Genomic DNA, 25,739 nt, shown 5'->3' with positions numbered 1-25,739 from the left:
CGGTTTTAGGGCACATTTGCGTCTGCTCGGCAGGGAAGTGGCTGAGTGCAGTCATTGACTTGAGTCATTGACTGCGCTACAAAGAGCGCACTATGGCCCGACTGTCGGACAAGCCCTCCACGCGTGAGGCGCAGCGGCTGCAGACGCGAGAACGCCTGCTGGCCGCGGCGCTGACCGAGTTCCGGCGCGCCGGGATGGCCGAGGCCGACGTCGGGACGATCGTCACCGAGGCGGGCGTCGCCCATGGCACGTTCTACTTCCACTTCCCGACCAAGGAGCACGTGCTCTTCGAGTTGGAACGCCGCGAGGAACAGCGGATGGCCGAGGAACTGGCCCGCTTCGTCGCCTCACCGCGCGACCTGGCGACGCTGTTGACCGAAGTCGTCCGCGTCGTGGTCGGGCTGGAAGGACAACTCGGCGGCCTGCTCTTCAAAGATTTTCTGGCGCTGCACTTCTCCTCCAATCGGCCATCCGATGACGAGTGGACCGACCACCCGCTGATCGTGCTGGTGGTCGGTGAGATCGACCGCGCCCGCAGCGCGGGGGAGACGCATCCCGAGGTCGACCCGTTTCACAGCGCGGTGTTCTTCCTCCTCGGCCTGTACTCGCTGTTGACCACCACGCGCACGTCGGAGGCGCTGCGCGCCGACATGCTCGACAAATTCGTCGCCACCGCGCTGCGCGGTATGGCGGCCCGCTGAGAGAGGTCCCGCCATGTGGCAAGAGATCGTCCGCCTGCTGATCGCCTGGGGTGCCATCTGCGCGATCGTCGCGTTCTGGTACTGGATGATGAGCAATATCGGGACATTCTGAGCAGGTGGGAAACCCGATGACGCCCTGCCGATACAGCGCCAGCGGCAACGAGATTCAGCTGTTCGAGCAGGCATTCGCGCAGCGGCTGCCGGTGATGCTGACCGGACCGACGGGGTGCGGCAAGACCCGGTTCGTCGAGCACATGGGTGAGCGGCTGCGACGCCCGGTCGTCACCATCAGCTGCCACGACGACCTGACCAGTTCGGACCTGGTGGGGCGCTTCCTGGTGACCGGCGGCGATGTCGTGTGGACCGACGGTCCGCTGACCCGGGCGGTCAAAGACGGCGCCATCTGCTACCTGGACGAGGTGGTCGAAGCCCGCCACGATTCACTGGCCATCCTGCATTCGCTCACCGACCATCGCCGAGCCCTGTACCTGGACCGAGCCGGCGAAGTGGTCCACGCCCCGGGAACCTTCATGCTGGTCTGCTCCTACAACCCGGCCTACCGCAGCTCGCTCAAGGAGCTCAAACCCTCGTTCCGGCAACGGTTCGTCACATTGGCGATGGACTACCTGCCGCCCCATCAGGAGGCCGAGGTGCTGGTCAACGAGGCCGGCGTCGACCGCTCCGCGGCCGCACGGCTGGTCCGCTGCGCCACCAGTATCCGGGAGGCCGACGACGCCTTCCACTTCGAACCGCCATCCACCCGGGTCCTGGTGACTGCTGCGCAGCTGATTGCCGCGGGTGCAACGGAACTCGACGCAGCCGACGCCTGCGTACTGGCGCCGCTGAGCACCGACGGTGCCATCACCGACGGATTGCGTGAGATCGCTGCGGCCACGCTGCTGGTCTGACAAACAGTTGTCAACGAAGGGATTGCACCGATGAACGACCTAGACCGAAAACGTAAACGCGCGATGATCGCCTTCCAGCTCTTCGCCTACGGCTGGCTACTGGCGATGTTTTTGATCCAGTTGCACATGTACATGGTGCGGGATTGGTGACGCCGATGGTCAATTCACCCACCCTGTCCACCGACGGGCTCAGCTATGACGAGCACCTGGAACAGTCGCGCCGAGCCCAACGCCAGGCGGATCGCTGGCTGATCGGCGGATCACTGCTGATCGGCACCATGTTCATCGGCTTCGTCGGCCTGCCGTTCTTTCTGCGCGGGGTATGGCTGCAGCGCAAGGCGCAGCAGGCCGGTTTGTCGGTGCGACCCATCATCGTCACCCTGATCGGTTATCTGGTGATCGTCGACGCCGCCCTCAACAGCCTGGGCTGGTCGCTGGACCTGCTGGCCAACCACACCCTGCTGAACCGCACCATCATCACCGCGTGGGGCAACTTCTTCGACGCCGGATACTTCTGGCACTACAACGAATTGTGGATCGGCGGCGCCGGTGCGCCCGGCGAGAAGGCCTGGGAAGTGGCGTTGATCCTGACCGTGTTCACCATGCGGATCGCGGCTGCCATCGGATTCCTGCAGATGAAACGCTGGGGTCATCAGTGGTTGATCGTCACCTGCTGGTTCGGAGTGGTGATCTGGATCGGCTACACGTTCAACATGACCATGTACGCCGACATCCGTTATGCCGGCGTGGTTCTGCCGGTGATCGGTTGGTGGATCTACGACATCTTCTACATCACGCCGTTCCTGGCCATCCCGTATCTGCACACCGTCAACCGCGAGATCTTCTCCGACTGAAGAAATGGAGACCCCCATGAAACCGTCGGAAGAAGCGGTCCAGCAAGACCTTCCGCTGGGTACGACGCCGATCTATGCGCGAATGCACCGCTGGCTCAAGCGCGGGCTGCTGGTGTGCCTGTTCGGTCTGGTGCTGGAAGGCTCGTTCACCATGCCGGCGCTGGCGGTCTGGTACGGCTGGCCGAGCCTGTCGTTCAGTGAGATCTGCAGCGAACTCATGAAGGTCCGGTACTCCGACGACACGGTCGAATGCACATTCCCCTATCCGATGAGCGGTGCACCGTTCGGCGGCCCCCCGGAGGCGGCCGGCCAGCACACCGCGCAGGACGCCTGGGGCGTGCAGCCGGTGCCGCGATATCACCGGATCGGGTTCCGCGAGCTGGTCAAGATCCACAACGAGCGGTTGGCCCGGCAGGAGGGGCAACACCGGTAGGCCGCTGCGGCTGTCCGCGGTCGGCGCACCTCACGATTTCGTGAACTGCTGAGCCGTCGATGCCGCCAGCTGGGCGGGCGTGGGGGCCGGGCGGTCGTAGGCGCTGTCGATGAGCGGGCGCTGCTCGGCGTCGAGCCGGTCGGCCTCGGCGTCCTGCCCCGATTTGCGTAACCGGTTGTTCAGCGGCAGGTGCTGGGTCGGGATCAGCACCGCGGTGATGTTGCCCCGCCTGGTCACCACGTTGGCCGGATCGTCGAGGCGGGCGTTGACGTAGTCATGGATGGACGTCGCACCCGCCTGGGCGTTCTGCAGGGCCAGCCCGTGATTGGGGGAAGCTGTGTTGGTGGGAGGGTCGCACCACCCGTCGTACTCGCGTGCCACCAGCGTGACCTCGTTGGCGATGTCGGCGGGAATGCCGGCCCCCGAAGCGACGAGTTCGTCGTTGCGCCCGAACGTGTCGGCCACCAACACGAATCGCACCCCGGGCGGCGGCGTGTGCCGAGCCAGGTACAGCGAGATCACCTGCGAGCCGAGACTGAAACCGAGCACGGTGTCACCGGCGTGCATCGGAGTGTCGGCAAGCGCCGCGACTCCTTGGTCGTTGTGCAGTCCGTCAGCGGGGTAGGGCACCTTGACGCACGGGCACAACGTCCCGCCCAGCTGGTTGCGGGTCACCGACATCGAGACTCCCATGACGCCGTCGAAGTCCCACGGTTCCACGGTGTAGGTGGTGCCACCCGCATGAGCCACCGCGGGACCCATCATCGGCGCCGCGAGGATGCTCACCGCCACCGCAAATCCCTTGGCCAGGCCACTCATCGCGCACCAACCTCCCGCGTCGACCGTTGAACACCGCACCACGTGCTGGCTAGCCACAGGCTAAACGGGGTCCGGCCGTGTCGGCCACCTGGCGGTGGAACCGCCCGGGCGGTGCTGCCTGTCAAAGTCGAGACGCCTACCGTTGGACGATGGCTGCCGTCGAACTGAGCACCCCCGAGGACCAAATCGCCTGCGTCACCCTGAACCGGCCGGAACGCCTCAACGCCATCGACGGGTCTCTGCTGGACGGGATCGACGGCGTCCTCGATGAACTCGGCACCGGCCGGTTCCGGGCGGCGATCCTGACCGGCGCCGGACGGGGCTTCTGCGCCGGCGCCGATCTCAGCGGCACCGGCGAGCCCTGGACACCGCCGAGCAGCAGCCCGGCGTTCAAGGTCACCTACGACGCCCAGGTTCGCCTGGCCGATCAGCTCACCCGGCTCTACGAACTGCCGATCCCGGTGATTGCCGCGGTCAACGGGGTCGCCGTCGGCGGTGGGCTGGCGTTCGCACTGCACTGCGACATCCGCATCGCCTCGCAGGACGCCCGGTTCGGGTCGGTGTTCATCAAGGCCGGGTTCTCGTCGATGGACATGGGCACCAGCTACCTGCTGCCCAAGATCGTCGGTGCCGGGGTGGCCCGCGAACTCATGCTCACCGGACGCATCATCGACGCCGACGAGGCCTACCGGATCGCGCTGGTCCATCAGGTCGTCGGTCCGGGGGAGTTGATGACCGCGGCGACGGCGATGGCCCGCTCGATCGCCCAGAACAACGCCTACGGCGTCTGGCAGACCAAGATCGGGCTCAACGCCGCCCTGGACGCGCCCAGCCTGCGGCACGCCAAGGAGATCGAGAACCGCACCCAGGTGCTCAGCGGGTTCACCAACAACCCGGCCGAAGCCGCGATCGCCCACCAGGAGAAGCGTTCCCCGATCTGGGATCCGCTGTAGGCACCGTTGTGCGCCGAGATTGCATCCAGGTACGGCACTATTCGCACGTTTCATCCAACGATGCAATCTCGTGGCTAGGGGTGCGGTTGGCCGACAACCTCGAACGGCTCGGTGGTGCCGGAGAAGGCGACCACCTGCCCGCCGGTGCCGCGGGCGTTGCCGTCGTAGCGCAGCCGGTAGCGCCCCGGCGGCGCACCGGCGGGCACTGTCCAGGTCACCGTCACCAGCGACCGGTGCCGTCGCTCGCGGCGCCACCGGAACATGGTCGACCAGTCGCCGTCGTCGGCGACGGTGACCCACCCCTCGTCGCTCTGCCGCTGCACCCGCAGATAACTGTCGCCGCGGCGCAGATCGTTGTTCGGATAGGCGCCGGCGAACACCGCCTGCACCGTTGTTCCCGCAACATAGCGGGAGTGCGGGGCCGACACCACCTCGCCGAACCGGCGTCCGTCAACCGGGGCGTCGACTGCGGGGCGACGACGCGAGCGGCGCCGAGCGGACAGGTCGCGCGGCGGTGTGCCGCCCGGGACCGGCCGGCCATCTCGCATCGCGGTGGCCAGCACGGTCACCACCTGCTGCAGCGCGGCTAGCTCCCAGCGGCCGAACATGGTGCTGCCGCCCTCATAACGCTGCTCGGCGTATTCCTCCGGGGTGGTGACGTAATGCAGATACCCGTTGCTGTAGCCGGCCACCAACACGTCGGACAGGGGAGCGCCGACGATTTCGGCCACCGTGCGACGCAGCCGCAGCCCGGCCACGATGGTCACCTCGGCGGGAATACCGATCAGGTACAGCTGCCCGATCCGCAGCAGCTGGACCGGAGCGCGTTCGGCGATCAGCGGCAGCGCCTTGTTCAACAGGGAACCCGGCACCACGGCGCCCTTGGGGGCGTGGCTGTCCCGCAGTCGCGGCGACAGCCGGTAGATCAGCTGGCGGGTGACAGTGTCGACGACCCGGTTACGGCCTTGCCGCAGCAGCGGATACAGCGGTCCCGGCCCCTCATCGGTTCCGGCCAGCGCGGCGGCGCCGGCCATCGCCGGCCCGGTGCGGTGTTCGCGGCCGTCGCCGGTGAACTCGGGGCGCACCGTGAAGTCGGAGAAGTCGACGTAGCAGGCGCGGGCGTCGAGTCCACCGGTGACGGCGGCGGCCGGGCCGGCAGCCAGCGCGGCGGCCGCCGCCGTCTGGCGGGTACCGATGATCCGGGTGTTCTCGAATTCGTCCTCGGTGGGTCCGCTGCCGGGCCGGCGGTGCAGGTTGGGCGACATGTCGCCGGCGTTGGTCTGGGCGAACGCCGTGACCAGATCCGGCGCGCCGGTGGTCAGGTAATCGACGTTCGCGTCCAGGCGTTCCCAGCGATAGGCGGCGTAACCCTTGTTGTCGGAGCTGATCAGCGTATTGCGGTTGGTCATGGAAGTGCCGTGGGTGGCGAACCAGTTGACCGCGCCCACCAGCCGGCCGCCGCGTTCGATGCGCAGCAGGGTGGTCTGCGGGTCGATCGCGTCCGGGAAGTGGGCGCGTTCGGCGGCCGGGTTGCGGGCGAACGACGACGGGGAGCGGTTGATGCTGGCATTGCGCAGCTCACCGGCGGCCAAACCCAGTGCGGCAGGCGCCAGGTCGGCGTGCGCACGGTCGACGGCCTCGAGAATGCCGTCCACGATCGCGGTGAAGGTCTGCGGTCGGAACCCGTTGGTGTTCGAGTTGTACAGCAGATGCTCGGAGTAACCGCCTGGGCCGCAATGGGTGTGGGTTGCGGTGAGCATCACGTTGTCCAGCGTGTACGACGAACCGTAACCGGCCGCCAGGCGCCGCAGCACCTCGCGGTGCACGCTTTCCAGCAGCAGCGGTATCTCGCACACGACCAGCAGAATGCGCGCAACCCCGGACACGAACACGAAAGCCCTCGCGCGCAGCCGGGTGTGCAGTCCGCTGGTTTGTTGGGTGCGCACCCCGTAGCCCAGCATGCCGCACTCGGCGGGTTCACCGGTGATGTCGGCGATGCCCCGACCGACCTGGTATTCCTCGGCCACGGGTCAGTCCCCCAGCACTCGGTCGAGGTACTCGTTGGCGAACAGCCGCCCTGGATCCAGCTTTTCGCGCAGTGCGACGAAGTCGTCGAAGTGCCGATAGGTCGGTCGCAGGTCCTCGGCCGTGCGGTTGTGCATCTTGCCCCAATGCGGTCGGCCGCCCACCGAGGCGGCGATCGCCTCCACCGTGTCGAAGTACGCGCGATGGTCGCGACGGTGATACTGGTGCACCGCGATATAGGCGCTGTCGCGCCCGTTAGCGGTGGACAGCCAGATGTCGTCGGCGGCGGCAAAGCGCACCTCGACCGGAAAGCCGATCAGATCGCGGCTGCGCCGCAGATATTTTTCGATCTCGGCCAGGACCTGCCGAACCGCTGCCCGCGGCACCGCATACTCCATCTCCCGGAAGCGCACGCTGCGCACCGAGGCGAAGACCCGATAGGAGCGGTCGATGTACTCGCGGGCACCGAGCATGTGGGCGGCAATATTGTTGGCGCGCGGGATCATCGCGGGCCAGCGAGTCGTCATCCGCTGGATCGCCTCGAAGACCTGGTTGGACAACAGCTCGTCGTCGACGTAGTGCCGCACCCGGCCGACCGGTCGCAGCGGGGTGCCCGGCGGCATCCGGTTGTTGCGTTTGGTCAGCACCCGGCGGGTATGCGGAAACCAGTAGAACTCGAAATGATCGTTGTCATCGACGTTTGCGTCCAGATCGGCCAACACGGCGTCCAGGGAATCCGGGGCCTCCCGCGCCGATAGGGCGTAGGCGGGTTCACACTGCAGCGTGACCGCGACGATCACACCGAGCGCGCCGAGGCCGACGCGGGCGGCGGCGAACAGGTCGGGGTTCTCACTCGCGCTGCAGTGCACCAGCGAGCCGTCGGCGAGCACCAGATCCAGCGCCCGTATCTGGGTGGCGATGCCGCCCAGCCGGGCGCCGGTGCCGTGCGTCCCGGTGGACACCGCACCCGAAATCGTCTGTACGTCAACGTCGCCCAGGTTCGACATCGCCAGCCCCTGCTCCCAGAGTGCCTCGTTGAGTGCCTGTAGCGGGGTGCCGGCGCGCACGGTGACCAGTCCGCTCTTCGCGTCGGCGTCCACGATTCCGGTCATATTGGTCAGCTTGAGTTGGATGCCGTCGGTGGCCCCGATCGTGGTGAACGAGTGACTCGACCCGATCGGCTTGACCCGCACCCCGCGTTCGGCGGCGCCGCGTATCACGTCCTGTAGCTGCGCGACGGTGGCCGGTGATTCGACGCCGGCAAGTTGCGCACTGGCGGTGCCGGCCCAGTTCCTCCACGTGGTCATGCCCTCCACTATCAATTGGACGCTCGTCCAAGTCAAGCTTGACTTGGACGAGCGTCCAGATGTTTGATGGATACATGCGATCCCGACTTCCCCAGGCCGAGCGCCGCGTGCAGCTGGTCTCGGCCGCGCTCGACGTGGCGATCGCCGAGGGCATCGCGGCCACCACGATCCGACGCGTGGCCGAGCGGGCCGGCGTTGCCCTGGGCGTCGTGCACTACTGCTTCGACGACAAGGACGAGCTGTTCGTCGCGCTGGCGGAACGGATCGTCGACGACCTACTCGCTGCCGCGTCCGGGGCGCAGGGTTTCGACGACGCCGGCGACCTCGAGTCCGCCCTGCAGTGCGCGCTGGACGGGATGTGGAATGGAATCCAGCACACCCGTGAGGCGCAACTGCTGACCTACGAGATCACTACCCATGCGCTGCGCAGCCCGGCACTGAACGAGGTGGCCACCCGCCAGTACCAGGCGGCACACGGCGCCGTCGCCGCGCTGCTGGCAGTCGCCGGCACCAGCACTCGATCGCAGTGGCTGCGCCCGGTCGACGAACTGGCCGACGAAATGCTCGCGATGATCGACGGCGTCACCTTGCGCTGGCTGGTCGACGGTGACGCCGGGGCGGCCCGGGCCCGGCTCGCCCGGTTCAGCGGCTATCTGCAGACCTACGCCAAGTCACCGCGCCGCCGGCGAAAGGCCTCCGCATGACCGACGTGAGCGCGCTGACCCGGGCGACGGCGGCGCTGGACCCGCCGCTGGCCGCACTGGACCTGCACACTTTCGAAGTGAACGCGGCCGATCTGGTCCGGCGAGCCGGCGGCAAGCCGGTGCGGGTGGCCAGCAAATCGGTGCGCTGTCGCTGGGCGCTGGAACAGGCGCTGGCGACCCCGGGCTTCGCCGGCGTCATGGCCTATTCGGTGCGCGAGGCGATCTGGCTGGCCCGACACGGAGTGTCCGATGTGCTGCTGGGCTATCCGAGCGCCGACCGCGCCGCGCTGGCCGAACTCGGCGCCGACGCCGCCCTGCACGACGCGATCACGCTGATGGTCGACGACCCGGCCCAGCTCGGCCTGATCCGTGCCGCCGCCGGGTCGGCGCCAGTGCGGATCTGTCTGGACATCGACGCCTCGCTGCGGATCGGGCCGCTGCACCTGGGGGTACGGCGCTCACCGATCCGCACCCCGTCGGCCGCCCGCGCGCTGGCCGAAACTGCGCGAGCCCAAGGCTTCCGCGTTGTCGGCGTGATGTTCTACGAAGCGCAGATCGCCGGTCTGCAAGACACCTCCGCGGCGGTGCGGCTGATGAAGAAGGCGTCGGCGGCCGAGCTGTCGCGGCGACGCTCGGCCGTCGTCGATGCGGTGCACAGTGCCCTTCCGGATGAGTTGGAGATCGTCAACTCCGGGGGCACCGGCAGCCTCGAAATCAGCTCCGCGGACCCGTGCGTGACCGAGGTGACCGCCGGATCGGGCCTGTACATGTCGGGCATCTTCGACCGCTACGACGCGTTCGAGTCGCGGCCGGCGCTCTATTTCGCGTTGTCGGTCGTCCGCAAGCCGACGTCGAAGATCGCGACACTGTTCGGCGGCGGGTACATCGCCTCCGGGCAGCCGGGGAAATCGCGGCTGCCCAAGCTGGCCACCCCGGGGTTGGCGATGATCGGCACCGAGGGTGCCGGCGAGGTGCAGACGCCGGTCACCGGGGCCGCCGCGCTGCAGATCGGCGACCGGGTGTGGCTGCGCCACGCCAAGGCCGGTGAACTGCTGGAACGCTTCGACACGGTGCACGTCGTCGAGGGGGAGCGGATCGTCGAGTCGGTCCCGTCCTACCGCGGCGAGGGCCGCAACTTCGGCTGACGGCCCAACATCCGGCGAGCGTGCGGTCTGGTACGCATTGAGCGGCGTGTTGGGTACCAATCCGCACACTCGGTCAAATCTTCATCCTCCACCACGGGGCGAAGCCCCCTGGATAGCTGCTCGCGGATCAGACCTTCGCGATGACGTGCTCGGCGAACCGTTCCAGGTTGGCGATCTTGGTGTCCAGCGGCTCGGTGTCGGGACCGTTGATGTAGGGCACCCGGAAGCCGACGATGACGTCGGTGACGCCCTTGTCCTCCAGCCGTTTGATGCCGTCGGCGGTGAACCCGTCCAGCGAGATCACGTGGATCTCAAAGGGCCCGCTGCGGCCTTCTTCCGCACGCAATTGACCCAGTCGGGAGATCAGCCGGTCGAGTTCCTCGGCGTCCCCGCCGCCGTGCATCCAGCCGTCGGCGCGGGCCGCGCGACGCAGCGCGGCGTCGGCGTGCCCGCCGACCAGGATCGGGATCGGCGCGGTGGGAGCCGGGGTCATCTTGGTCTTGGGGATGTCGTAGAACTCGCCGTGGAATTCGAAGTACTCCCCGGTGGTCAGCCCCTGAATGATCTCGATGCACTCGTCCATCCGCTTGCCCCGCTTGGCGAACGGGACACCCATCAGCTCGTAGTCCTCCGGCCACGGGCTGGTTCCGACCCCGAGCCCGAGCCGGTTGCCGATCAGCGCGGCCAGCGAGCCGGCCTGCTTGGCGACCAGCGCGGGCGGGCGGATCGGCAGCTTGACCACGAACGGGGTGAACCGCAGCGTGCTGGTGACCGCGCCCAGCGCCGCGATCAGGACGAACGTCTCGATGAACGACTTGCCGTCGAGGAACTCGCGGTTGCCGTCGGGGGTGTAGGGGTACTTGGAATCCGATTCGAAGGGGTAAGCGACGCTGTCCGGGATCGTCATGCTGTGATAGCCGGCCGCCTCGGCCGCCTTGGCCAGCGGGATGTAGAAGCTGTGGTCGGTCATTGCCTCGGCATAGCTGAACCGCACGGTCGTCTCCTCTGGTTGAACGCTAACCCGAATACTAGAACGCGTTCCAGTTTGATGGAGAGTGCGGTCGGCGCGACCTAGGCCGAGACCTCGGCCAACGGGAACGGCGGGTAGCCCGCATCGCCGACCACCGACAGGGTGCCCCACGGTGTCCGCTCGGAGATCCGCGCCTGCGCGGTGTGCTCACCGATCCGCAGGCTCACTCGTGACCCGGTCACCCGCTCACCGGTCAGCTCGGCGAACAGCATTCCCTGCCAATGGTATTGACCGTCGATCGGATCGACATGCCCGGTCAGCCGGACCCGCGCCGGGTGTTCCTGCCCGCCGTGCGTGAGCACCGCGGCGCCGTCGTACAGCTCGTCGTCGCCGACAGATCCGTCCAGGTAGAACCGAGCCAGGCCGCGGGTGGGCAGCAGCCGGTGCACTCGCACCGTCGACCGTGCCTCGATGCGGGTCGATCCGGTGCGGCCGAACCCGTCGAGGAGCGCGGCGACGTAGCGGGCCTGACGCTCGGTGTGCGGGCCGGGGATCCGGAAGTGGTTGGGGACGCCGTGCGCGGCGACGACACCGTCGTCGCCCGGGGTGGTGTCCACCAGCACCCGGGCGGTCAGGTCACGGCCGTCGTCTGAGGTCACCGTCCAGCTGTCGGTGCGGTTGTCGAACCGGGCTGATGTCACGGATCCCACGACCGCATCGGGCTGCAGACCCGGGGCGCGCGCCGGGTCGCCGATCACGATGATGTTCACAGGAACCCGGCCCGGAACCACATCCGCCGGCCCAGCCGGCCCATCAGGCCGACTTCTTCGAAGAACGCCGCCAGTGGTGCGAACGCCGAGCGGCAGTTGGCGTGGAAGTTGGGATTAGCGCGTGCGATTCGGCGGGTGTGGACACCGTCGAGCCCGATCCGGCTGTACACCACCGGCACGGTGAACAGGTAGCGGTAGAACGGGCCGCCGACACCTTGCAGATTGGCGATGAAGACCCGCCGGTACCACGGCAGCGTCGGAACCCGCTGGCGCAAGCCGTCGCGGGCGAACTGGATGTGGCGGGCCTCTTCGGTGACGTGGATGCGCATCAGCCGTCGCACGATCGGCTGCAGTTCGGTGTCATCGAGGATCTGACGCTGCAACGCGTCGAAGATCTCCTCGCCGACCAGCGCGGCCCCCCACAGCACGCTGCCCCGGAACAGCTTCGGCAGCAGGTTGATGGTGACGCGCTGGTAGTACTTGGGCCGCACCGGGACCCCGCCGATGCGGTCGATGGCCTTGCCGAACATCACCATGTGCCGGGTTTCGTCGCCCAGCTCGGTCAGCTGGTAGTGGGTGGCGCTGGCGGTGGGGTTCTGATGCATCATCTCGCGCAGCAGCGCCTGGTTGAGGATGTTCTCGAACCAGATACCGGCCGAGAGGATGTTGATCAATTCCTGCCGCGACGACTCGATCTGCTGCTCGCGGGTCATCGACTCCCACAGCGTTGTGCCGTAGAGCGTGCACATCCGCGGAGGCAGGAAGAACTTGTCCGGCTCCAGCGGGGCGTCCCAGTCGATGTCGACGATGGGCGCGTAGGACTTCTTCACCGAACCCTTGAGCAGGCGCTCGGCGAACTCGTCGCGCGTCGGGCCGTCTGTTCTCACCGTATCGATCGTCATGTGTGTCCCCTTGCTGCCGTTGCCGCTCCGGAGAAGCTACGAAGAACCAGACGAATAGTCAATACCCACGGTACCGGATACTTGGGGTCTCGTCCGGAATCGGCAGACCAGCGGGTGTCGGCGCCTTTCGTTAGCATCGGGCAGTATCCACATCGCCTCCAGGAAGCGGGGGAGGACACCGGTGCGCAAACGATACGACCTGGTGATCGCCGGTGGCGGTCCGGCGGGCTCGGCGGCGGCCTGGCAAGCCGTCCAGACCGGCGCGCGGGTGGTGGTCTTGGACAAGGCGGCGTTCCCGCGCGACAAACCCTGCGGCGACGGATTGACGCCGCGCGCCGTCAACTTCATCCAGAAGATGGGCCTGGCCGACGAGGTCGCCAAGTTTCATCGCGTCGAGTGCGCCACGGTCTTCAGCCCGCGCGAATGGGCGTTGCCGTTCCCGCACCGGCCCGGCATGCCCGACCACGGCCACGTCGCCCGCCGTACCGAACTGGACGCGATGCTGCTGAAGAACGCCGAGTCGGCCGGTGCCGAGGTGCGGCAGTCCGCCGACGTCGCCGGCCCGGTCGTGGACGACGACGGCCGGGTGATCGGCGTGCGGCTGCGCAACGGCGAACAGGTGCTGGGTGACGCGGTCATCGCCGCGGACGGCGCGTACTCGCCGGTCAAACGCGGACTGAATCTCGCCTCGCGCTACAACGGCTACTCCGCGATCGCCATCCGCGCCGAGATGCCGGCGAATCGGCCGGACTCCGATTCCCTCGACATCCATTTGAAGCTGACGCACCACGGGGACCAATTGCCGGGCTACGCCTGGGTTTTCCCGCTCGGCGGCGGGCGGGTCAACATCGGGCTCGGGTACGTCAACAGCTACCGCAACTGGCACCAGATCAATGCCGCCGACCTGCTGGCCGCGTTCATCGCCGGGCTGCCCCCGGAATGGGAGCTGCCCGCGCTGTCGCAGCTCAAGGAAGCCCACGGTGTTCAGGGCTGGCGATTGCCGATGGGGTTCACCGCGTGGCCGCCGTGGCGGCCCGGGGTGCTGTTCGCCGGCGACGCGCTGGGGGCGGCCCGGCCCGCGTCGGGCGCCGGCATTTCCAAGGCGCTGCAGTCCGGGCTGGCCGCCGGGGAGTGCGCGATCGCGTCGCTGATCAACGGCGGCCCCGACGACTTCACCAACTACCAGCAGCGCATCGCCGACGTGTGGGGTTCGGAATACCGCCGCGGCCGGCTGTTCCACAAGGTGGCCGGCGTCCCGGCGGTCGCCAACGCCGGCCGCGTGCTGCTGGACAGCGTGAACCATCCGTGGCTGCAATCGCGGCTGCTGTTCTGGGAAGGCTGGGGCGATCCGCGAAAGGTGCGCAACACCCCGCGAAGCGCCGGCGATCCGGGGGCGCCGGGATAGATTCACGCCGCAGCGCCCGAACTTGCATTTTCCGGGGAGAAGACCGGGGCCGTTTGGCAAGATGCGGGGCTATGTCGTCAGGTGTGGTGGCGCGTAACGCCGAGTCCGCGGCGCTGCGCGATTTCCTGGAGCGCACCCTGACCGAGCCGGCGGCGCTGGTGCTCGAGGGTGAAGCGGGCATCGGCAAGTCCACCCTGCTGTGGGGAGCCGCGGAGGACGCGGCGACCAGGGGATTCCGGGTGCTCTCGGCGGTGGGCGCCCCGACCGAGGTGCGCTATGCCTACGCCGCGGTGGCCGACCTGTTGTCCCTGGTTGACCCGCAGGTGTTGGCGGAGCTCCCCGAGGTGCAGCATGCGGCGCTGGAACGGGTGCTGATGGGCGAGGGTGACGGCCCCGCCGGCAACGAGCGGATGGTGGCGACCGCGTTCCTGGCGGTGATCCGCGGGTTGACTACCGACGCGCCGGTGCTGCTCTGCATCGACGATGCGCAGTGGTTGGACATGTCGAGCCGGGCCGTGATCGGGTTCGCGGCGCGTCGGCTCACCGGTCGGGCCGGGCTGCTGATGGTCGTTCGGACCGGCGGCGCGGATTCCGTCGACATGACATGGCTGAACCCCGCGCGTCCCGATTCGTTGGCGCGGCTGCGGATTTCCGGGTTGACCCTGGGCGGTGTGCATGCCCTGGTATCGGCGCGGTTGGGTCGTACGCTCCCGCGCCCGGCTATCACCCGGATTCACGAAATCTCCGGGGGCAATCCCTTTTTCGCACTCGAACTGGCACGGTTCATCGCCGAGGATCCGGATCGAGCCGCCGTCGGCCTCCCCGACAGCCTGGCGGCGCTGGTGCGAGACCACATCGGCCAGCCCGACGACGAGGTCGCGGCGGTGCTGTTGGCCACCGCCTGTGCGGCGCTGCCGACCGTGGAGCGGGTCAGCCTTGCCACCGACATCAAGCCTGACCGGGTCGTCGAGGTCGTCGAATCCGAACAGGCCAGGGGGGTGATCCAACTAGACGGAAACCGGATCCGGTTCCGACATCCCCTGTTCGCCACCGGGGTTTACAGTTCCGCCGGCCCGTCGGCCCGCCGGGCGATGCATCGCCGGTTCGCCGACGTCGTCCAGGAGCCCGAGATCAAAGCCCGGCACCTGGCCCTGGCGGCGACTACCGGCGACCCGGACACGGTGAAGGCGCTCGACGCGGCTGTAGAGGTCACCAAAGCGCTCGGTGCCCCGGCGGTGGCCGCCGAGCTGATCGAGCTGGCCATCAAGCTCGGCGATGACACTCCCATGCGGCGGATGACGGCCGCCGAGCAGCACTTCCGTTCCGGGGCCGTCGCGCCGGCCCGTGCTCACCTGCAATCGACGTTGGACGGATTGCCTTCGCCGAGCGCGTTGCGCTGCATGGCGTTGATCGCCCTGGCCGCGGTAACCGGGTACGACCAAAGCGTGGCGACCGCCGCGGACTTGTTGACCCAGGCGATCGACCAAGCCGTCGACACTCCGCTGCTGCAGCTGCACGCCCGGCTGTTGCTGATACCGCTAGCCGGGTTGATCGGAAGCTTCAAAGAATCCGTTGATCACGCGCGCATCGCGGTGGCACAGGCCGAGCAGCTCGGAATTGCCGCCCTGCACAGCCAGGCGTTGGCGATGCAGGCAACGGTCCGTTTCGATTACGGGCTCGGGGTCGATGAGGCGGCCCTTCAGCTGGCGCTGGATCTGGAAGCTCCGGCCAGCGGTGCGGCCGCGGCATTCCAGGCGAGCGCAGTCGTGCCGGTGATTCGCTCCTGGAGTGGGGACTTGCACGGCGCTCGAGACCAGATGCGTGCGGTACAACGCCGTCTGCTTGAGGGGGGGACGGAGATTGACATCTTGTGGATGGCCGACCACTCCACGATGGTCGATCTCTGGTTGGGCCGCTACGCAGAAGCGGCCGCCGCAGCCGACGACGCCGTGCAGCGTGCCGAGCAGATGGGCGCCAAGATGGTGCTCGGATGTGCGTGGGCACGTCAGGCCGACGTGGCTGCCTACACCGGGCGTATCGAAGACGCCCGGGCGTCCGCGCGGTCGGCCATCGACGCGGCCCGTGCCATCGGAGACGCATTGCACCTGGCGTCGGCTGTGGCGACCCTGGGATTCGTCGACGTGTCACTGGGCGAGCACGAAGCCGCGGTCAGCACCCTGGCGCCGCTGCTGGCCTCGTTCGATGCCGAGCATGGCACCGAAATCGCCGTCGGTGCTTATCTTCCCGATGCGGTGGAGGCGCTGACGGCACTGGGTCGTCTCGACGAGGCCGAGCCGCTGATCGCTGCGCTGGAACGCAACGGCGCCCGCCTCGATCGGCCGTGGATGCTGGCGGTGGGTGCCCGGGGCCGTAGCCACTTGCTGGCGGCGCGCGGCGTGCTCGACGCCGCCGAAGAAGCCGCTCGTGAAGCGCTGCAACACCATGAGCGACTGTCGATGCCGTTCGAAACGGCGCGCACCCAGCTGTTGCTGGGGCAGGTGCAGCGTCGGCGTCGCCGCAAGCAGGCCGCCGAGGCAACCCTTCGCGCGGCGCTGGAGACCTTCGAGCAATTGGGGGCACCGTTGTGGGCGCAGCGCGCCCGCGCCGAGATGGAACGGCTGACCGCCACGGCTCAGGGCACCGGGCTGACGGCCGCCGAGCGCCGCGTCGCCGAACACGCCGCGGCCGGGCTGTCCAACAAGCAGATCGCCGCCGAGTTGTTCATCGCCGCCAAGACCGTGGAGATGACCTTGAGCAGTGTGTACCGCAAGCTGGGCATCCGCTCCCGCGCCGGGCTGTTCGCCGCTCTCAACTCCGACTAAGTCCAGGGAAAACCCTGGTTCCATCCGGCATCTTGATCGCTAACGTCAGGCGTATGGGCGACAGCGAGTCTGCGCGTCAGTGCTTCCTGGTCGAGTGGTATCAACCCGACCTGGTGGAGTCGGCCGTGGATGCCGCCATTGACCGGCTGACCGCCGCAGCGACCGCCAATCGGGTGAAACTGCTGGTGGCGTTGACCGCGCCCACCGACGAGACACTGTTCGGCGTGTTCGCCGCGGATTCCCGTGATGCCGTCCTGACGGTGTGCCGGCAAGCCGGATGGCACGTCGACCGGATCACCGCCGGCGTCCGCGCCCGCATCGGTGCCACCGGGAGCTAGCGGGCTACCAGGACGTGCCCGCGCGGTATTCAGGTGTTCCCGGCCTCCTCGACGCGGCCCAGAGCGGTGAACGTCTCGACGGCCTCGGGAAGGTAGGAGCTTGCGTCCATCTCGCAGCCGTGAGTGGGGCTGAGCCGTCCGGTAACGGCTGCAGCACAACAAGCGCCGCCGTTCGACGGGCGTCGATTTCGGTGCCGCCGTCGCGCATCTGCTGCTGCAAGGCATACATGTCGGCGCGGGCCCGGTCGAGATCGCCGGTGCAGGCGGACATCATCGCTGAGACGGCATTCGACACGCCGAGCCGGGTCGCGTGAATCTACTCGCTCACGCAGGATGCGCGAGCGAGTAGATTCACGCCATGGCTGCATTTCTGCTGCGTGCCGGACTGACCGGTCTCGCCTTGTGGATCGTGACGCTGCTGGTCGACGGAATCCGATTCATCGGCGGTGACACCACGGCCCAGCGGATCGGCATCATCTTCGTCGTCGCGGTGATCTTCGGATTGGTCAACGCGTTCATCAAACCGGTCGTGCAGCTGCTGTCGATCCCGCTCTACATCGTGACGCTGGGCCTGTTCCACATCGTGATCAACGCTTTCATGCTGTGGCTGACCGCGTGGATCACCGAGAACACCACGCACTGGGGGCTGCAGATCGACCACTTCTGGTGGACGGCGATCTGGGCGGCGATCGTGTTGTCGGTGGTGAGCTGGCTGCTGTCGCTGGTGGCCGGGCGGGCCGCCCGCTAAGCAGGCAGACTGGAGCCCGTGCCCGAACTCCCCGAAGTCGAAGCACTCGCCGACCATCTGCGCCGGCACGCCGTCGGCGCGACCATCGGCCGCATCGATGTGGCGGCCCTGTCGGTGCTCAAGACCTTCGACCCACCGGTGACGGCCTTGCACGGACAGACCGTCACGGGTGCCCATCGCTGGGGTAAGTACCTGGGTCTGCAGGCCGGTGAGCTGTTTTTGATCGCGCACCTCTCCCGGGCGGGCTGGCTGCGCTGGTCAGACGCGCTGGCCGCGGCGCCGCTGCGGCCCGGCAAGGGGCCGATCGCGCTGCGGGTCCACCTGGGCACCCCGGGGCAGGCCCCCGGGTTCGACCTCACCGAGGCCGGCACCCAGAAGCGGCTGGCGGTGTGGCTGGTCGACGACCCCGCCGCGGTGCCCGGCATTGCCGGGCTGGGGCCCGATGCGCTGGCCGTCGGCGTCGAGGACCTGGCCGGTCTGCTGGCCGGCAACACCGCGCGGATCAAAACCGTCATCACCGACCAGAAGGCGATCGCCGGGATCGGCAACGCCTACAGCGACGAGATCCTGCACACGGCACGGATTTCCCCGTTCGCCACCGCCGGCAAGCTCTCCTCGGACCAGGTTGCCGCGCTGCACGACGCGATGACCTCGGTGCTGACCGACGCCGTCACCCGCTCCGTCGGCCAGCAGGCGGCCACGTTGAAGGGGGAGAAGCGGTCGGGCCTGCGGGTGCATGCCCGCACCGGCCTGCCCTGCCCGGTCTGCGGGGACACGGTGCGCGAAGTCTCGTTCGCCGACAAGTCGTTTCAGTACTGCCCGACCTGCCAGACCGGCGGCAAGGTGCTTGCCGACCGACGGATGTCCAAGCTGCTCAAGTAGGCTGCCGGGGTGACCCGCCAGAAGATCCTCATCACCGGAGCCAGCTCCGGCCTGGGCGCCGGCATGGCTCGCGCGTTCGCGGCCCGCGGCCGCGACCTGGCGCTGTGCGCCCGCCGCATCGACCGGCTCGATGAGCTCAAAGACGAACTGACCCAGACATATCCGAACATCACGGTCGCAATCGCCGCACTCGACGTCGATGACCACGACGCCGTGCCGAAGGTGTTCGCCGAGCTGTCGGACACCCTGGGCGGCATCGACCGCGTCATCGTCAACGCCGGCGTCGGCAAGGGGGCGCGGCTGGGCTCGGGGAAGCTGTGGGCCAACAAGGCCACCATCACAACCAATCTGGTCTCCGCGCTGGTGCAGATCGAGACCGCACTGGAGATGTTCACCACGGCCGGATCGGGGCATCTGGTGCTGGTGTCCTCGGTGCTGGGCAACAAGGGGGTGCCCGGGGTGAAGGCGGCCTACGCCGCCAGCAAGGCCGGCGTGACGTCGCTGGGGGAGTCGTTGCGTGCCGAATACGCCAGCGGCCCGATCCGGGTCACCGTCCTGGAGCCGGGCTACATCGAATCGGAGATGACCGCGAAGTCCGCGTCGACCATGCTCATGGTCGACAACGAGACCGGGGTCAAGGCGATGGTGCGCGCCATCGAGCGCGAAACCGGCCGCGCGGTGGTGCCGGCCTGGCCGTGGGCACCGCTGGTGGCCATGCTTCGGGTGCTGCCGCCGCGCTTCACCAAACCCTTCGCCTGAGCCGACCCCGTTGCCGCGAGAGGCAACCTGACGACGCCGCCGCGGCGTGTCGCGTCACGAGGTTGCCACTCGCGGGGCTAGGGGCTAGCCGGCCCGGCCGCGCTCCACGCGATAGCGCCGCACCAGCGCATCAGTCGAGCTGTCGGACTGCGGCGCCGGCGACGCTGCACCGGTGATCACCGGCAGCAGCGCCTTGGCCTGGGTCTTGCCCAACTCCACCCCCCACTGGTCGAACGAGTCGATGCCCCACACGACGCCCTCGGTGAACACCTGATGCTCGTAGAGTGCGATCAACTGGCCCAGCACCGACGGGGTCAGCGTGCTGGCCAGGATCGAGGTGGTGGGCCGGTTGCCGGGCATCACCTTGTGCGCCACCACATCTGCCGGCGTTCCCTCCGCGGCGATCTCCTCGGCGGTCTTGCCGAACGCCAACACCTGCGTCTGGGCGAAGAAGTTGCTCATCAGCAGGTCGTGCATGCTGCCGGTGCCGTCCGCGGTCGCCAGGTCGCCGGTCGGTTCGGCGAAGCCGATGAAATCGGCCGGGATCAGCCGGGTGCCCTGGTGCAGCAACTGGTAGAAGGCGTGCTGGCCGTTGGTTCCCGGCTCACCCCAATAGATTTCACCGGTGTCGGTGCTGACCGGGGTGCCGTCGGCGCGCACCGACTTGCCGTTGGACTCCATGGTCAGCTGCTGCAGATAGGCGGCGAAACGGGACAGGTCGTTGGAATAGGGCAGCACCGCGCGTGATTGGGCGCCAAAGAAATTCGAATACCACAGACCGATGAGTCCCAGCAGGGCCGGCGCGTTGGACTCCAGCGGCGCGGTGCGGAAATGTTCGTCGACGATGTGGAAGCCGGACAAGAATTCGCCGAACCGTTCGCGCCCGATCGCCGCCATCACCGACAACCCGATCGCGGAGTCCACCGAATACCGCCCGCCGACCCAGTCCCAGAAGCCGAACATGTTGTCGGTGTTGATCCCGAAATCGTCGACCAGGCGCTTGTTGGTGGAGACGGCGACGAAATGCCGGGACACCGCGGCGTCACCGAGCGCATCGGTGAGCCAGCGCCGCGCCGCGGTGGCGTTGGTCAGCGTCTCCAGTGTCGAAAACGTCTTGGAGGCGACGATGAAAAGCGTTGTCGCCGGCTCCAAATCGGCCAGGGTGGCGATCAGGTCGGCCGGATCGACATTGGACACGAACCGCGCTGATATGCCGGCGTCGGCGTAGTGCCGCAGCGCCTGATACACCATCACCGGGCCCAGGTCCGATCCGCCGATGCCGATGTTGACCACCGTCTCGATCCGCTTTCCGGTAGCCCCGGTCCACTCGCCGCTGCGCAGCCGATCGGTGAAATCACCCATCGCGTCCAGCACCGCGTGCACATCGGCGACCACGTCGTGGCCGTCGACGATCAACTCGGTGCCCCGCGGCAACCGCAGCGCGGTGTGCAGCACCGCGCGGTCCTCGGAGGTGTTGATGTGCGCGCCGGCCAGCATCGCGTCGCGGCGCTGCTCCAGCCCGGCGGCGCGGGCCAGATCGATCAGCAGCGCCAGCGTCTCGCGGGTGATGCGGTGCTTGCTGTAGTCGATGTAGAGATCACCGACCGTGACCGCGAGCTGACGGCCGCGGTCGGGATCGTCGGCGAAGAGCTGCCGCAGATGGGTGTCGCCGATTCGCTGATGATGTTGGCGCAGGGCGTTCCAGGCGTCGGTGGCGGTGATGTCGGCTGCGGTCATGGTTTCGACCCTAATGCCGGGTCGCGGGCGGCGGTGTCAATGATGGAGCGATGGACACTGCCGCGTTGTTGTCATCGGTGCCGACCGGGTTGTGGATCGGCGGCGCGCAGCGTGCCGGCTCGTCCAGCTTCGAGGTGCGTGACCCCGCCACCGGCGAGGCGATCACGACCGTCGCCGATGCCACCCCGCCGGACGGGATCGCCGCGTTGGATGCCGCCGCTGCCGTTCAGGGCGACTGGGCGGCCACCCCGGCGCGCGACCGCGGCGAGATCCTGCGCGCGGTGTTCGAGACCATCGCCGCGCGCGCCGACGACATCGCCGCCGTGATGACCCTCGAGATGGGCAAGGTGCTCGCCGAAAGCAAAGGCGAGGTGCGCTACGGCGCGGAGTTCTTCCGTTGGTTCGCCGAGGAAGCCGTCCGTATCGGTGGCCGCTTCACCCCCAGCCCCACCGGCAACGGCCGCATCCTGGTGACCAAGGCGCCGGTCGGTCCGTGCCTGGCGATCACCCCGTGGAACTTCCCGTTGGCGATGGGCACCCGCAAGATCGGTCCGGCGCTGGCGGCCGGCAACACGATCATCGTCAAACCGGCCGACGAAACTCCGCTGACAATGCTGCTGCTGGCCCAGCTGATGTATGACGCCGGGTTGCCGCACGGGGTGCTGTCGGTGCTGCCGACCAGTGATCCCGGTGCGCTGACCACCGCGCTCATCGACGACGGGCGCATCCGCAAGCTCAGCTTCACCGGATCGACCGGGGTGGGGCGGCTGCTGGCCAAGCAGGGCTCGGACAAGTTGCTGCGGCTGTCGATGGAGCTGGGCGGCAACGCCCCGTTCGTGGTGTTCGACGATGCCGATGTCGATGCCGCCGTCGACGGCGCGATGCTGGCCAAGATGCGCAACGGCGGGCAGGCCTGCACCGCCGCCAACCGGTTCCACGTCGCCAATGCGGTGCGCGCGGAGTTCACCGACAAGCTCATCGCCCGGATGGCGGAGTTCCGTCTGGGCTGCGGCCTGGACCCGGCGGCGACGCTGGGGCCGCTGATCAACGCCAAGCAGCTGGGCACCGTGACCACACTGGTCGACGACGCCGTGTCGCGCGGTGCGCGCCTGGCCCTCGGCGGTGTCGCGCCGGGCGGGCCGGGACACTTTTACCCGGCCACCGTGCTCACCGATGTGCCCGCCGACGCCCGGATCCTGCACGAAGAGGTGTTCGGCCCGGTCGCACCGATCGTCGGCTTCGACAGCGAGGACGAGGGGGTGGCCGCCGCCAACGCCACCGACTACGGGCTGGCCGCCTACGTCTACACCGCGTCGGTGGATCGTGCGCTGCGGGTGGCCGAGGCCATCTATTCCGGGATGGTCGGCATCAACCGCGGCGTCATCTCCGATCCGGCCGCGCCATTCGGAGGCGTCAAGTCGTCCGGGTTCGGTCGCGAGGGCGGCTACGAGGGCATCGAGGAGTACCTGGAGACCAAGTACATCGCGCTACCTTAGCTGTTGAGGTCTTTACGCGCCGAGATCGACGTGAGCGCGGGAAAGTACGAGAGGACGGCGCGCTACCGTCGATCTCGGCAGAAACGCGAACTCAGTGGCCCAACCGGCCGCGGCCCAACCGCAGCAGCAGCATCGCCAGGTCCTTGCCGTCCGGGCCGAGCTCGCTGTAGCGCTCGATGACCTTCATCTCCCGGCTGTGCACCAGCCGGGTACCGCCGGAGGCCATCCGGGCCTTGCCGATCTGCTGGGAAACCTCGGTGCGGCGTTTGACCGCCGCCAAGATGGTGGCGTCGAGCCGGTCGATCTCGTGTCGCAGCTCGTCGATGTCGTCGAGCTGATCGGTGTTAGACATGGTTTCTGACTCCGCATTCTTGCTGTTGGTGGGTTCTGGTCTCATCCGCCTTCGGGCCTCACACAACAGACGAGCCCCGGATCCGGATGCGGACCGCGGGGCTGAAGAAAAGTAGCTACGCCACGGATACCGCTGGCCGGTATCCGTAGAAAAATCGAAGCTGCGCGTCAAGCACGAACCGAGTGTGCCACTAACGGTCGTGCCAGCGCAAAGACCGTCGGTTGGCGGCGGTACGTTGGGCGGGATATGAGTGTGCATTTGACCCCGGACACCGACCACCTGCTCGACGGACTCAACTCGCAACAGCGGCAGGCGGTGCTGCATGAGGGATCGCCGCTGCTGATCGTTGCCGGGGCGGGTTCGGGCAAGACGGCCGTGCTGACCCGGCGCATCGCCTATCTGCTGGCGGCGCGCGACGTCGGCGTCGGGCAGGTGTTGGCGATCACCTTCACCAACAAGGCCGCCGCCGAGATGCGGGAACGGGTGATCGGCCTGATCGGGCCCCGCGCTCAATCCATGTGGGTCTCGACGTTCCACTCGACCTGCGTGCGGATCCTGCGCAACCAGGCGGCGCTGATTCCGGGGTTGAACTCCAATTTCTCCATCTATGACGCCGACGACTCGCGGCGCCTGCTGCTGATGATCGGCCGCGACATGGGCCTGGACGTCAAGCGACACTCGCCGCGGCTGCTGGCCAACGCCATCTCCAACCTGAAGAACGAGTTGATCGACCCCGAGCAGGCACACGCCAACCTGACCGAGGGCTCCGATGACCTCGCGCACGTCGTCGCCGACGTCTACTCCGAGTACCAGCGTCGGCTGCGGACGGCCAACGCGCTCGACTTCGACGATCTGATCGGGGAGACGGTCGGCGTCCTGCAGGCCTTCCCGCAGGTCGCCCAGCACTACCGGCGCCGTTTCCGGCACATCCTGGTCGACGAATACCAGGACACCAACCACGCCCAGTACGTGCTGGTGCGCGAGCTGGCCGGGCACGGCGGTTCAGCGGCGAAGCTGGGACCGTCGCATGGGCAGGGCGGAGCGCGTGCCGACGACCAGATCACCCCGGCCGAGTTGTGCGTGGTCGGCGACGCCGACCAGTCGATCTATGCGTTCCGCGGTGCCACCATCCGCAACATCGAGGACTTCGAACGCGACTACCCCGATGCGACCACCATCCTGCTGGAACAGAATTACCGCTCCACCCAGAACATCCTGTCCGCGGCCAACTCGGTGATCGCCCGCAACGCCGGGCGCCGCGAGAAGCGGCTGTGGACCGACGCCGGCGAGGGCGAACTGATCGTCGGCTACGTCGCCGACAACGAGCACGACGAGGCCCGGTTCGTGGCCCAAGAAGTCGACGCCCTGGTCGAAAAAGGACAGCTCAACTTCAGCGACGTCGCGGTGTTCTACCGGACCAACAACGCGTCGCGGGCGGTAGAAGAGGTGTTCATCCGCGCCGGCATCCCGTACCGGGTGGTCGGCGGCGTGCGGTTCTACGAGCGCAAGGAGATCCGCGACATCGTCGCCTACCTGCGGGTGCTGGACAACCCCGGCGATGCGGTGAGTCTGCGGCGCATCCTCAACACCCCACGCCGGGGCATCGGCGATCGCGCCGAGGCCTGTGTCGCGGTGCACGCCGAGAACACCGGCGCCGGATTCGCCGACGCGCTGGTCGCCGCCGCCGAGGGGCGGGTGCCGATGCTCAACACCCGCTCGGAGAAGGCGATCGCCGGGTTCGTCGAGTTGCTCGACGGTCTGCGCGGTCTGCTCGACGGCGATCTGGGGGAACTGGTCGAGGCGGTGCTGGACCGGACCGGATACCGTCGCGAACTGGAGTCCTCCAGCGACCCGCAGGATTTGGCCCGGCTGGACAACCTGAACGAACTGGTCAGCGTCGCACACGAATTCGCGATCGATCGGGCCAACGCGGCGGCGCTGGAGGATGCCGAGCCCGACGACGAGGACGTACCCGACACCGGTGTGCTGGCCGAGTTCCTGGAGCGCGTGTCGCTGGTCGCCGACGCCGATGAGATCCCCGAACACAGCGCCGGCGTGGTCACGCTGATGACGCTGCACACCGCCAAGGGACTGGAATTCCCGGTGGTGTTCGTGACCGGCTGGGAGGACGGCATGTTCCCGCACATGCGTGCGTTGGGGGACCCGCGTGAACTCTCCGAGGAGCGTCGGCTGGCCTACGTCGGGATCACCCGGGCCCGCCAACGTCTCTACGTCAGCCGAGCCAAGGTGCGTTCATCGTGGGGCCAGCCGATGGTCAACCCGGAATCCCGCTTCCTTCAGGAGATTCCGGCCGAGCTGATCGATTGGCGGCGCACCGACACCACCCCGGCGTTTTCGGCGCCGGTCACGGCGCAGTTCGGCACGCCACGGCCGTCGCCGGCCCGGTCGGCGGGCAAGCGCCCGCTGGTGGTGCTCGCGCCCGGGGACCGGGTGACCCACGACAAGTACGGACTGGGCCGCGTGGAGGAAGTCTCCGGGATGGGCGAGTCCGCGATGTCGCTGATCGACTTCGGCAGCGCCGGGCGGGTCAAGCTGATGCACAACCACGCCCCGATCGCGAAGCTCTAGCGGGTCGCCGCGCGATGCGCTGGCGGCGATCGCAAGCGCGGCGAAGCCGGGTGCAGCGGGTCGCCGCTCGATGCGCTGGCGGCGATCGCAAGCGCGGCGAAGCCGGGTGCAGCGGGTCGC

Annotated in this window: 23 protein-coding genes and 1 pseudogene; 16 read left to right on the top strand and 8 right to left on the bottom strand. The window is 68.0% G+C overall.

Going from position 1 to position 25,739, the window contains the following annotated elements:
• Positions 1-92: 92 nt before the first annotated feature.
• The 4 genes from AC5Y36_RS13565 (at position 93) to AC5Y36_RS13550 (ending at position 2,896) form a co-directional block, all read left to right on the top strand.
• Complete coding sequence (locus tag AC5Y36_RS13565) at positions 93-701, top strand: TetR family transcriptional regulator (RefSeq protein WP_500041429.1); 609 nt, start codon at positions 93-95, stop codon at positions 699-701.
• Between the two features lie 128 nt (positions 702-829).
• On the top strand, positions 830-1,609 hold the full coding sequence (locus tag AC5Y36_RS13560) for a CbbQ/NirQ/NorQ/GpvN family protein (RefSeq protein ID WP_500041428.1): 780 nt from the start codon (positions 830-832) through the stop codon (positions 1,607-1,609).
• Positions 1,610-1,764: 155 nt separating this feature from the next.
• Complete coding sequence (locus AC5Y36_RS13555; protein ID WP_500041427.1) at positions 1,765-2,463, top strand: hypothetical protein; 699 nt, start codon at positions 1,765-1,767, stop codon at positions 2,461-2,463.
• 16 nt (positions 2,464-2,479) lie between these two features.
• Positions 2,480-2,896: a hypothetical protein gene (locus AC5Y36_RS13550; RefSeq protein WP_500041426.1), complete on the top strand. Its 417-nt coding sequence runs from the start codon at positions 2,480-2,482 to the stop codon at positions 2,894-2,896.
• A 30-nt stretch (positions 2,897-2,926) separates the two neighbouring features.
• On the opposite strand, the gene AC5Y36_RS13545 is transcribed toward AC5Y36_RS13550, so the two are convergent.
• The gene (locus tag AC5Y36_RS13545) at positions 2,927-3,715 is read right to left on the bottom strand and encodes a PE-PPE domain-containing protein (protein WP_500041425.1); all 789 of its coding nucleotides are present in this window, start codon (positions 3,713-3,715) and stop codon (positions 2,927-2,929) included.
• Positions 3,716-3,864: 149 nt separating this feature from the next.
• Between AC5Y36_RS13545 and AC5Y36_RS13540 the strand changes: the two genes are divergently transcribed.
• The gene (locus AC5Y36_RS13540) at positions 3,865-4,668 is read left to right on the top strand and encodes an enoyl-CoA hydratase/isomerase family protein (RefSeq protein WP_500041424.1); all 804 of its coding nucleotides are present in this window, start codon (positions 3,865-3,867) and stop codon (positions 4,666-4,668) included.
• Positions 4,669-4,742: 74 nt separating this feature from the next.
• On the opposite strand, the gene AC5Y36_RS13535 is transcribed toward AC5Y36_RS13540, so the two are convergent.
• Both AC5Y36_RS13535 and AC5Y36_RS13530 read right to left on the bottom strand, forming a co-directional pair.
• Positions 4,743-6,629, bottom strand: a complete 1,887-nt coding sequence (locus AC5Y36_RS13535) for a neutral/alkaline non-lysosomal ceramidase N-terminal domain-containing protein (protein ID WP_500041440.1) — start codon at positions 6,627-6,629, stop codon at positions 4,743-4,745.
• A gap of 69 nt (positions 6,630-6,698) precedes the next feature.
• Positions 6,699-8,000 (bottom strand): D-arabinono-1,4-lactone oxidase, encoded by a 1,302-nt coding sequence (locus AC5Y36_RS13530; protein ID WP_500041423.1) that lies wholly within the window; start codon positions 7,998-8,000, stop codon positions 6,699-6,701.
• A gap of 59 nt (positions 8,001-8,059) precedes the next feature.
• Between AC5Y36_RS13530 and AC5Y36_RS13525 the strand changes: the two genes are divergently transcribed.
• Positions 8,060-8,704 (top strand): TetR/AcrR family transcriptional regulator, encoded by a 645-nt coding sequence (locus tag AC5Y36_RS13525; protein WP_500041422.1) that lies wholly within the window; start codon positions 8,060-8,062, stop codon positions 8,702-8,704.
• Complete coding sequence (locus tag AC5Y36_RS13520; RefSeq protein ID WP_500041421.1) at positions 8,701-9,849, top strand: amino acid deaminase/aldolase; 1,149 nt, start codon at positions 8,701-8,703, stop codon at positions 9,847-9,849. Before AC5Y36_RS13525 ends, AC5Y36_RS13520 begins: the two co-directional genes overlap by 4 nt.
• 127 nt (positions 9,850-9,976) lie before the next feature.
• Here the strand turns inward: AC5Y36_RS13520 and AC5Y36_RS13515 are convergent, their stop codons facing one another.
• From AC5Y36_RS13515 to AC5Y36_RS13505, 3 genes are all read right to left on the bottom strand, one after another.
• Positions 9,977-10,843, bottom strand: a complete 867-nt coding sequence (locus tag AC5Y36_RS13515) for a TIGR03619 family F420-dependent LLM class oxidoreductase (RefSeq protein WP_500041420.1) — start codon at positions 10,841-10,843, stop codon at positions 9,977-9,979.
• A 77-nt stretch (positions 10,844-10,920) separates the two neighbouring features.
• Positions 10,921-11,589 (bottom strand): DUF4873 domain-containing protein, encoded by a 669-nt coding sequence (locus AC5Y36_RS13510; protein ID WP_500041419.1) that lies wholly within the window; start codon positions 11,587-11,589, stop codon positions 10,921-10,923.
• Positions 11,586-12,491, bottom strand: coding sequence for an AurF N-oxygenase family protein (locus tag AC5Y36_RS13505; RefSeq protein WP_500041418.1), 906 nt, complete (start codon positions 12,489-12,491; stop codon positions 11,586-11,588). The genes AC5Y36_RS13510 and AC5Y36_RS13505 overlap by 4 nt, the downstream gene beginning before the upstream one ends.
• A gap of 181 nt (positions 12,492-12,672) precedes the next feature.
• Here AC5Y36_RS13505 and AC5Y36_RS13500 point away from each other — a divergent pair, with 181 nt between their 5' ends.
• The 7 genes and pseudogenes from AC5Y36_RS13500 to AC5Y36_RS13470 all read left to right on the top strand — a co-directional run bounded on the left by AC5Y36_RS13500 (position 12,673) and on the right by AC5Y36_RS13470 (position 19,445).
• On the top strand, positions 12,673-13,896 hold the full coding sequence (locus AC5Y36_RS13500) for a geranylgeranyl reductase family protein (protein WP_500041417.1): 1,224 nt from the start codon (positions 12,673-12,675) through the stop codon (positions 13,894-13,896).
• A gap of 71 nt (positions 13,897-13,967) precedes the next feature.
• On the top strand, positions 13,968-16,718 hold the full coding sequence (locus AC5Y36_RS13495) for an ATP-binding protein (protein ID WP_500041416.1): 2,751 nt from the start codon (positions 13,968-13,970) through the stop codon (positions 16,716-16,718).
• Between the two features lie 53 nt (positions 16,719-16,771).
• On the top strand, positions 16,772-17,056 hold the full coding sequence (locus tag AC5Y36_RS13490) for a hypothetical protein (protein ID WP_500041415.1): 285 nt from the start codon (positions 16,772-16,774) through the stop codon (positions 17,054-17,056).
• A gap of 358 nt (positions 17,057-17,414) precedes the next feature.
• Complete coding sequence (locus AC5Y36_RS13485; protein ID WP_500041414.1) at positions 17,415-17,804, top strand: phage holin family protein; 390 nt, start codon at positions 17,415-17,417, stop codon at positions 17,802-17,804.
• Between the two features lie 18 nt (positions 17,805-17,822).
• Positions 17,823-18,065: pseudogene (locus AC5Y36_RS13480) on the top strand (DNA-formamidopyrimidine glycosylase family protein); the annotation flags it as partial.
• Between the two features lie 153 nt (positions 18,066-18,218).
• Positions 18,219-18,686, top strand: a complete 468-nt coding sequence (locus tag AC5Y36_RS13475) for a zinc finger domain-containing protein (RefSeq protein WP_500041439.1) — start codon at positions 18,219-18,221, stop codon at positions 18,684-18,686.
• A gap of 9 nt (positions 18,687-18,695) precedes the next feature.
• On the top strand, positions 18,696-19,445 hold the full coding sequence (locus AC5Y36_RS13470; protein WP_500041413.1) for an SDR family oxidoreductase: 750 nt from the start codon (positions 18,696-18,698) through the stop codon (positions 19,443-19,445).
• Between the two features lie 84 nt (positions 19,446-19,529).
• On the opposite strand, the gene pgi is transcribed toward AC5Y36_RS13470, so the two are convergent.
• On the bottom strand, positions 19,530-21,182 hold the full coding sequence (gene pgi / locus AC5Y36_RS13465; RefSeq protein WP_500041412.1) for a glucose-6-phosphate isomerase: 1,653 nt from the start codon (positions 21,180-21,182) through the stop codon (positions 19,530-19,532).
• Positions 21,183-21,232: 50 nt separating this feature from the next.
• On the opposite strand from pgi, the gene AC5Y36_RS13460 reads away from it, so the two are divergent.
• Complete coding sequence (locus AC5Y36_RS13460) at positions 21,233-22,678, top strand: NAD-dependent succinate-semialdehyde dehydrogenase (protein ID WP_500041411.1); 1,446 nt, start codon at positions 21,233-21,235, stop codon at positions 22,676-22,678.
• A 91-nt stretch (positions 22,679-22,769) separates the two neighbouring features.
• On the opposite strand, the gene AC5Y36_RS13455 is transcribed toward AC5Y36_RS13460, so the two are convergent.
• Positions 22,770-23,075, bottom strand: coding sequence for a chorismate mutase (locus tag AC5Y36_RS13455; RefSeq protein ID WP_500041410.1), 306 nt, complete (start codon positions 23,073-23,075; stop codon positions 22,770-22,772).
• 201 nt (positions 23,076-23,276) lie between these two features.
• On the opposite strand from AC5Y36_RS13455, the gene pcrA reads away from it, so the two are divergent.
• Entirely contained in the window at positions 23,277-25,619 is a 2,343-nt protein-coding gene (gene pcrA, locus AC5Y36_RS13450) for a DNA helicase PcrA (protein WP_500041409.1), read from the top strand.
• Positions 25,620-25,739 lie beyond the last annotated feature (120 nt).

It is taken from the genome of Mycobacterium sp. NGS50, from assembly GCF_059812545.1.
Note: the sequence above shows the minus strand (reverse complement) of the source record. Positions and strands in the feature narration are given on the sequence as shown.

What these genes read in the sequence shown, in the direction of transcription:
- AC5Y36_RS13565 (WP_500041429.1), top strand. Translation starts at nt 93, where the DNA reads ATGGCCCGACTGTCGGACAAGCCCTCCACGCGTGAGGCGCAGCGGCTG.
- AC5Y36_RS13560 (WP_500041428.1), top strand. Translation starts at nt 830, where the DNA reads ATGACGCCCTGCCGATACAGCGCCAGCGGCAACGAGATTCAGCTGTTC.
- AC5Y36_RS13555 (WP_500041427.1), top strand. Translation starts at nt 1,765, where the DNA reads ATGGTCAATTCACCCACCCTGTCCACCGACGGGCTCAGCTATGACGAG.
- AC5Y36_RS13550 (WP_500041426.1), top strand. Translation starts at nt 2,480, where the DNA reads ATGAAACCGTCGGAAGAAGCGGTCCAGCAAGACCTTCCGCTGGGTACG.
- AC5Y36_RS13545 (WP_500041425.1), bottom strand. Translation starts at nt 3,715, where the DNA reads ATGAGTGGCCTGGCCAAGGGATTTGCGGTGGCGGTGAGCATCCTCGCG.
- AC5Y36_RS13540 (WP_500041424.1), top strand. Translation starts at nt 3,865, where the DNA reads ATGGCTGCCGTCGAACTGAGCACCCCCGAGGACCAAATCGCCTGCGTC.
- AC5Y36_RS13535 (WP_500041440.1), bottom strand. Translation starts at nt 6,629, where the DNA reads ATGCTGGGCTACGGGGTGCGCACCCAACAAACCAGCGGACTGCACACC.
- AC5Y36_RS13530 (WP_500041423.1), bottom strand. Translation starts at nt 8,000, where the DNA reads ATGACCACGTGGAGGAACTGGGCCGGCACCGCCAGTGCGCAACTTGCC.
- AC5Y36_RS13525 (WP_500041422.1), top strand. Translation starts at nt 8,060, where the DNA reads ATGTTTGATGGATACATGCGATCCCGACTTCCCCAGGCCGAGCGCCGC.
- AC5Y36_RS13520 (WP_500041421.1), top strand. Translation starts at nt 8,701, where the DNA reads ATGACCGACGTGAGCGCGCTGACCCGGGCGACGGCGGCGCTGGACCCG.
- AC5Y36_RS13505 (WP_500041418.1), bottom strand. Translation starts at nt 12,491, where the DNA reads ATGACGATCGATACGGTGAGAACAGACGGCCCGACGCGCGACGAGTTC.
- AC5Y36_RS13495 (WP_500041416.1), top strand. Translation starts at nt 13,968, where the DNA reads ATGTCGTCAGGTGTGGTGGCGCGTAACGCCGAGTCCGCGGCGCTGCGC.
- AC5Y36_RS13490 (WP_500041415.1), top strand. Translation starts at nt 16,772, where the DNA reads ATGGGCGACAGCGAGTCTGCGCGTCAGTGCTTCCTGGTCGAGTGGTAT.
- AC5Y36_RS13485 (WP_500041414.1), top strand. Translation starts at nt 17,415, where the DNA reads ATGGCTGCATTTCTGCTGCGTGCCGGACTGACCGGTCTCGCCTTGTGG.
- pgi (WP_500041412.1), bottom strand. Translation starts at nt 21,182, where the DNA reads ATGACCGCAGCCGACATCACCGCCACCGACGCCTGGAACGCCCTGCGC.
- AC5Y36_RS13460 (WP_500041411.1), top strand. Translation starts at nt 21,233, where the DNA reads ATGGACACTGCCGCGTTGTTGTCATCGGTGCCGACCGGGTTGTGGATC.
- AC5Y36_RS13455 (WP_500041410.1), bottom strand. Translation starts at nt 23,075, where the DNA reads ATGAGACCAGAACCCACCAACAGCAAGAATGCGGAGTCAGAAACCATG.
- pcrA (WP_500041409.1), top strand. Translation starts at nt 23,277, where the DNA reads ATGAGTGTGCATTTGACCCCGGACACCGACCACCTGCTCGACGGACTC.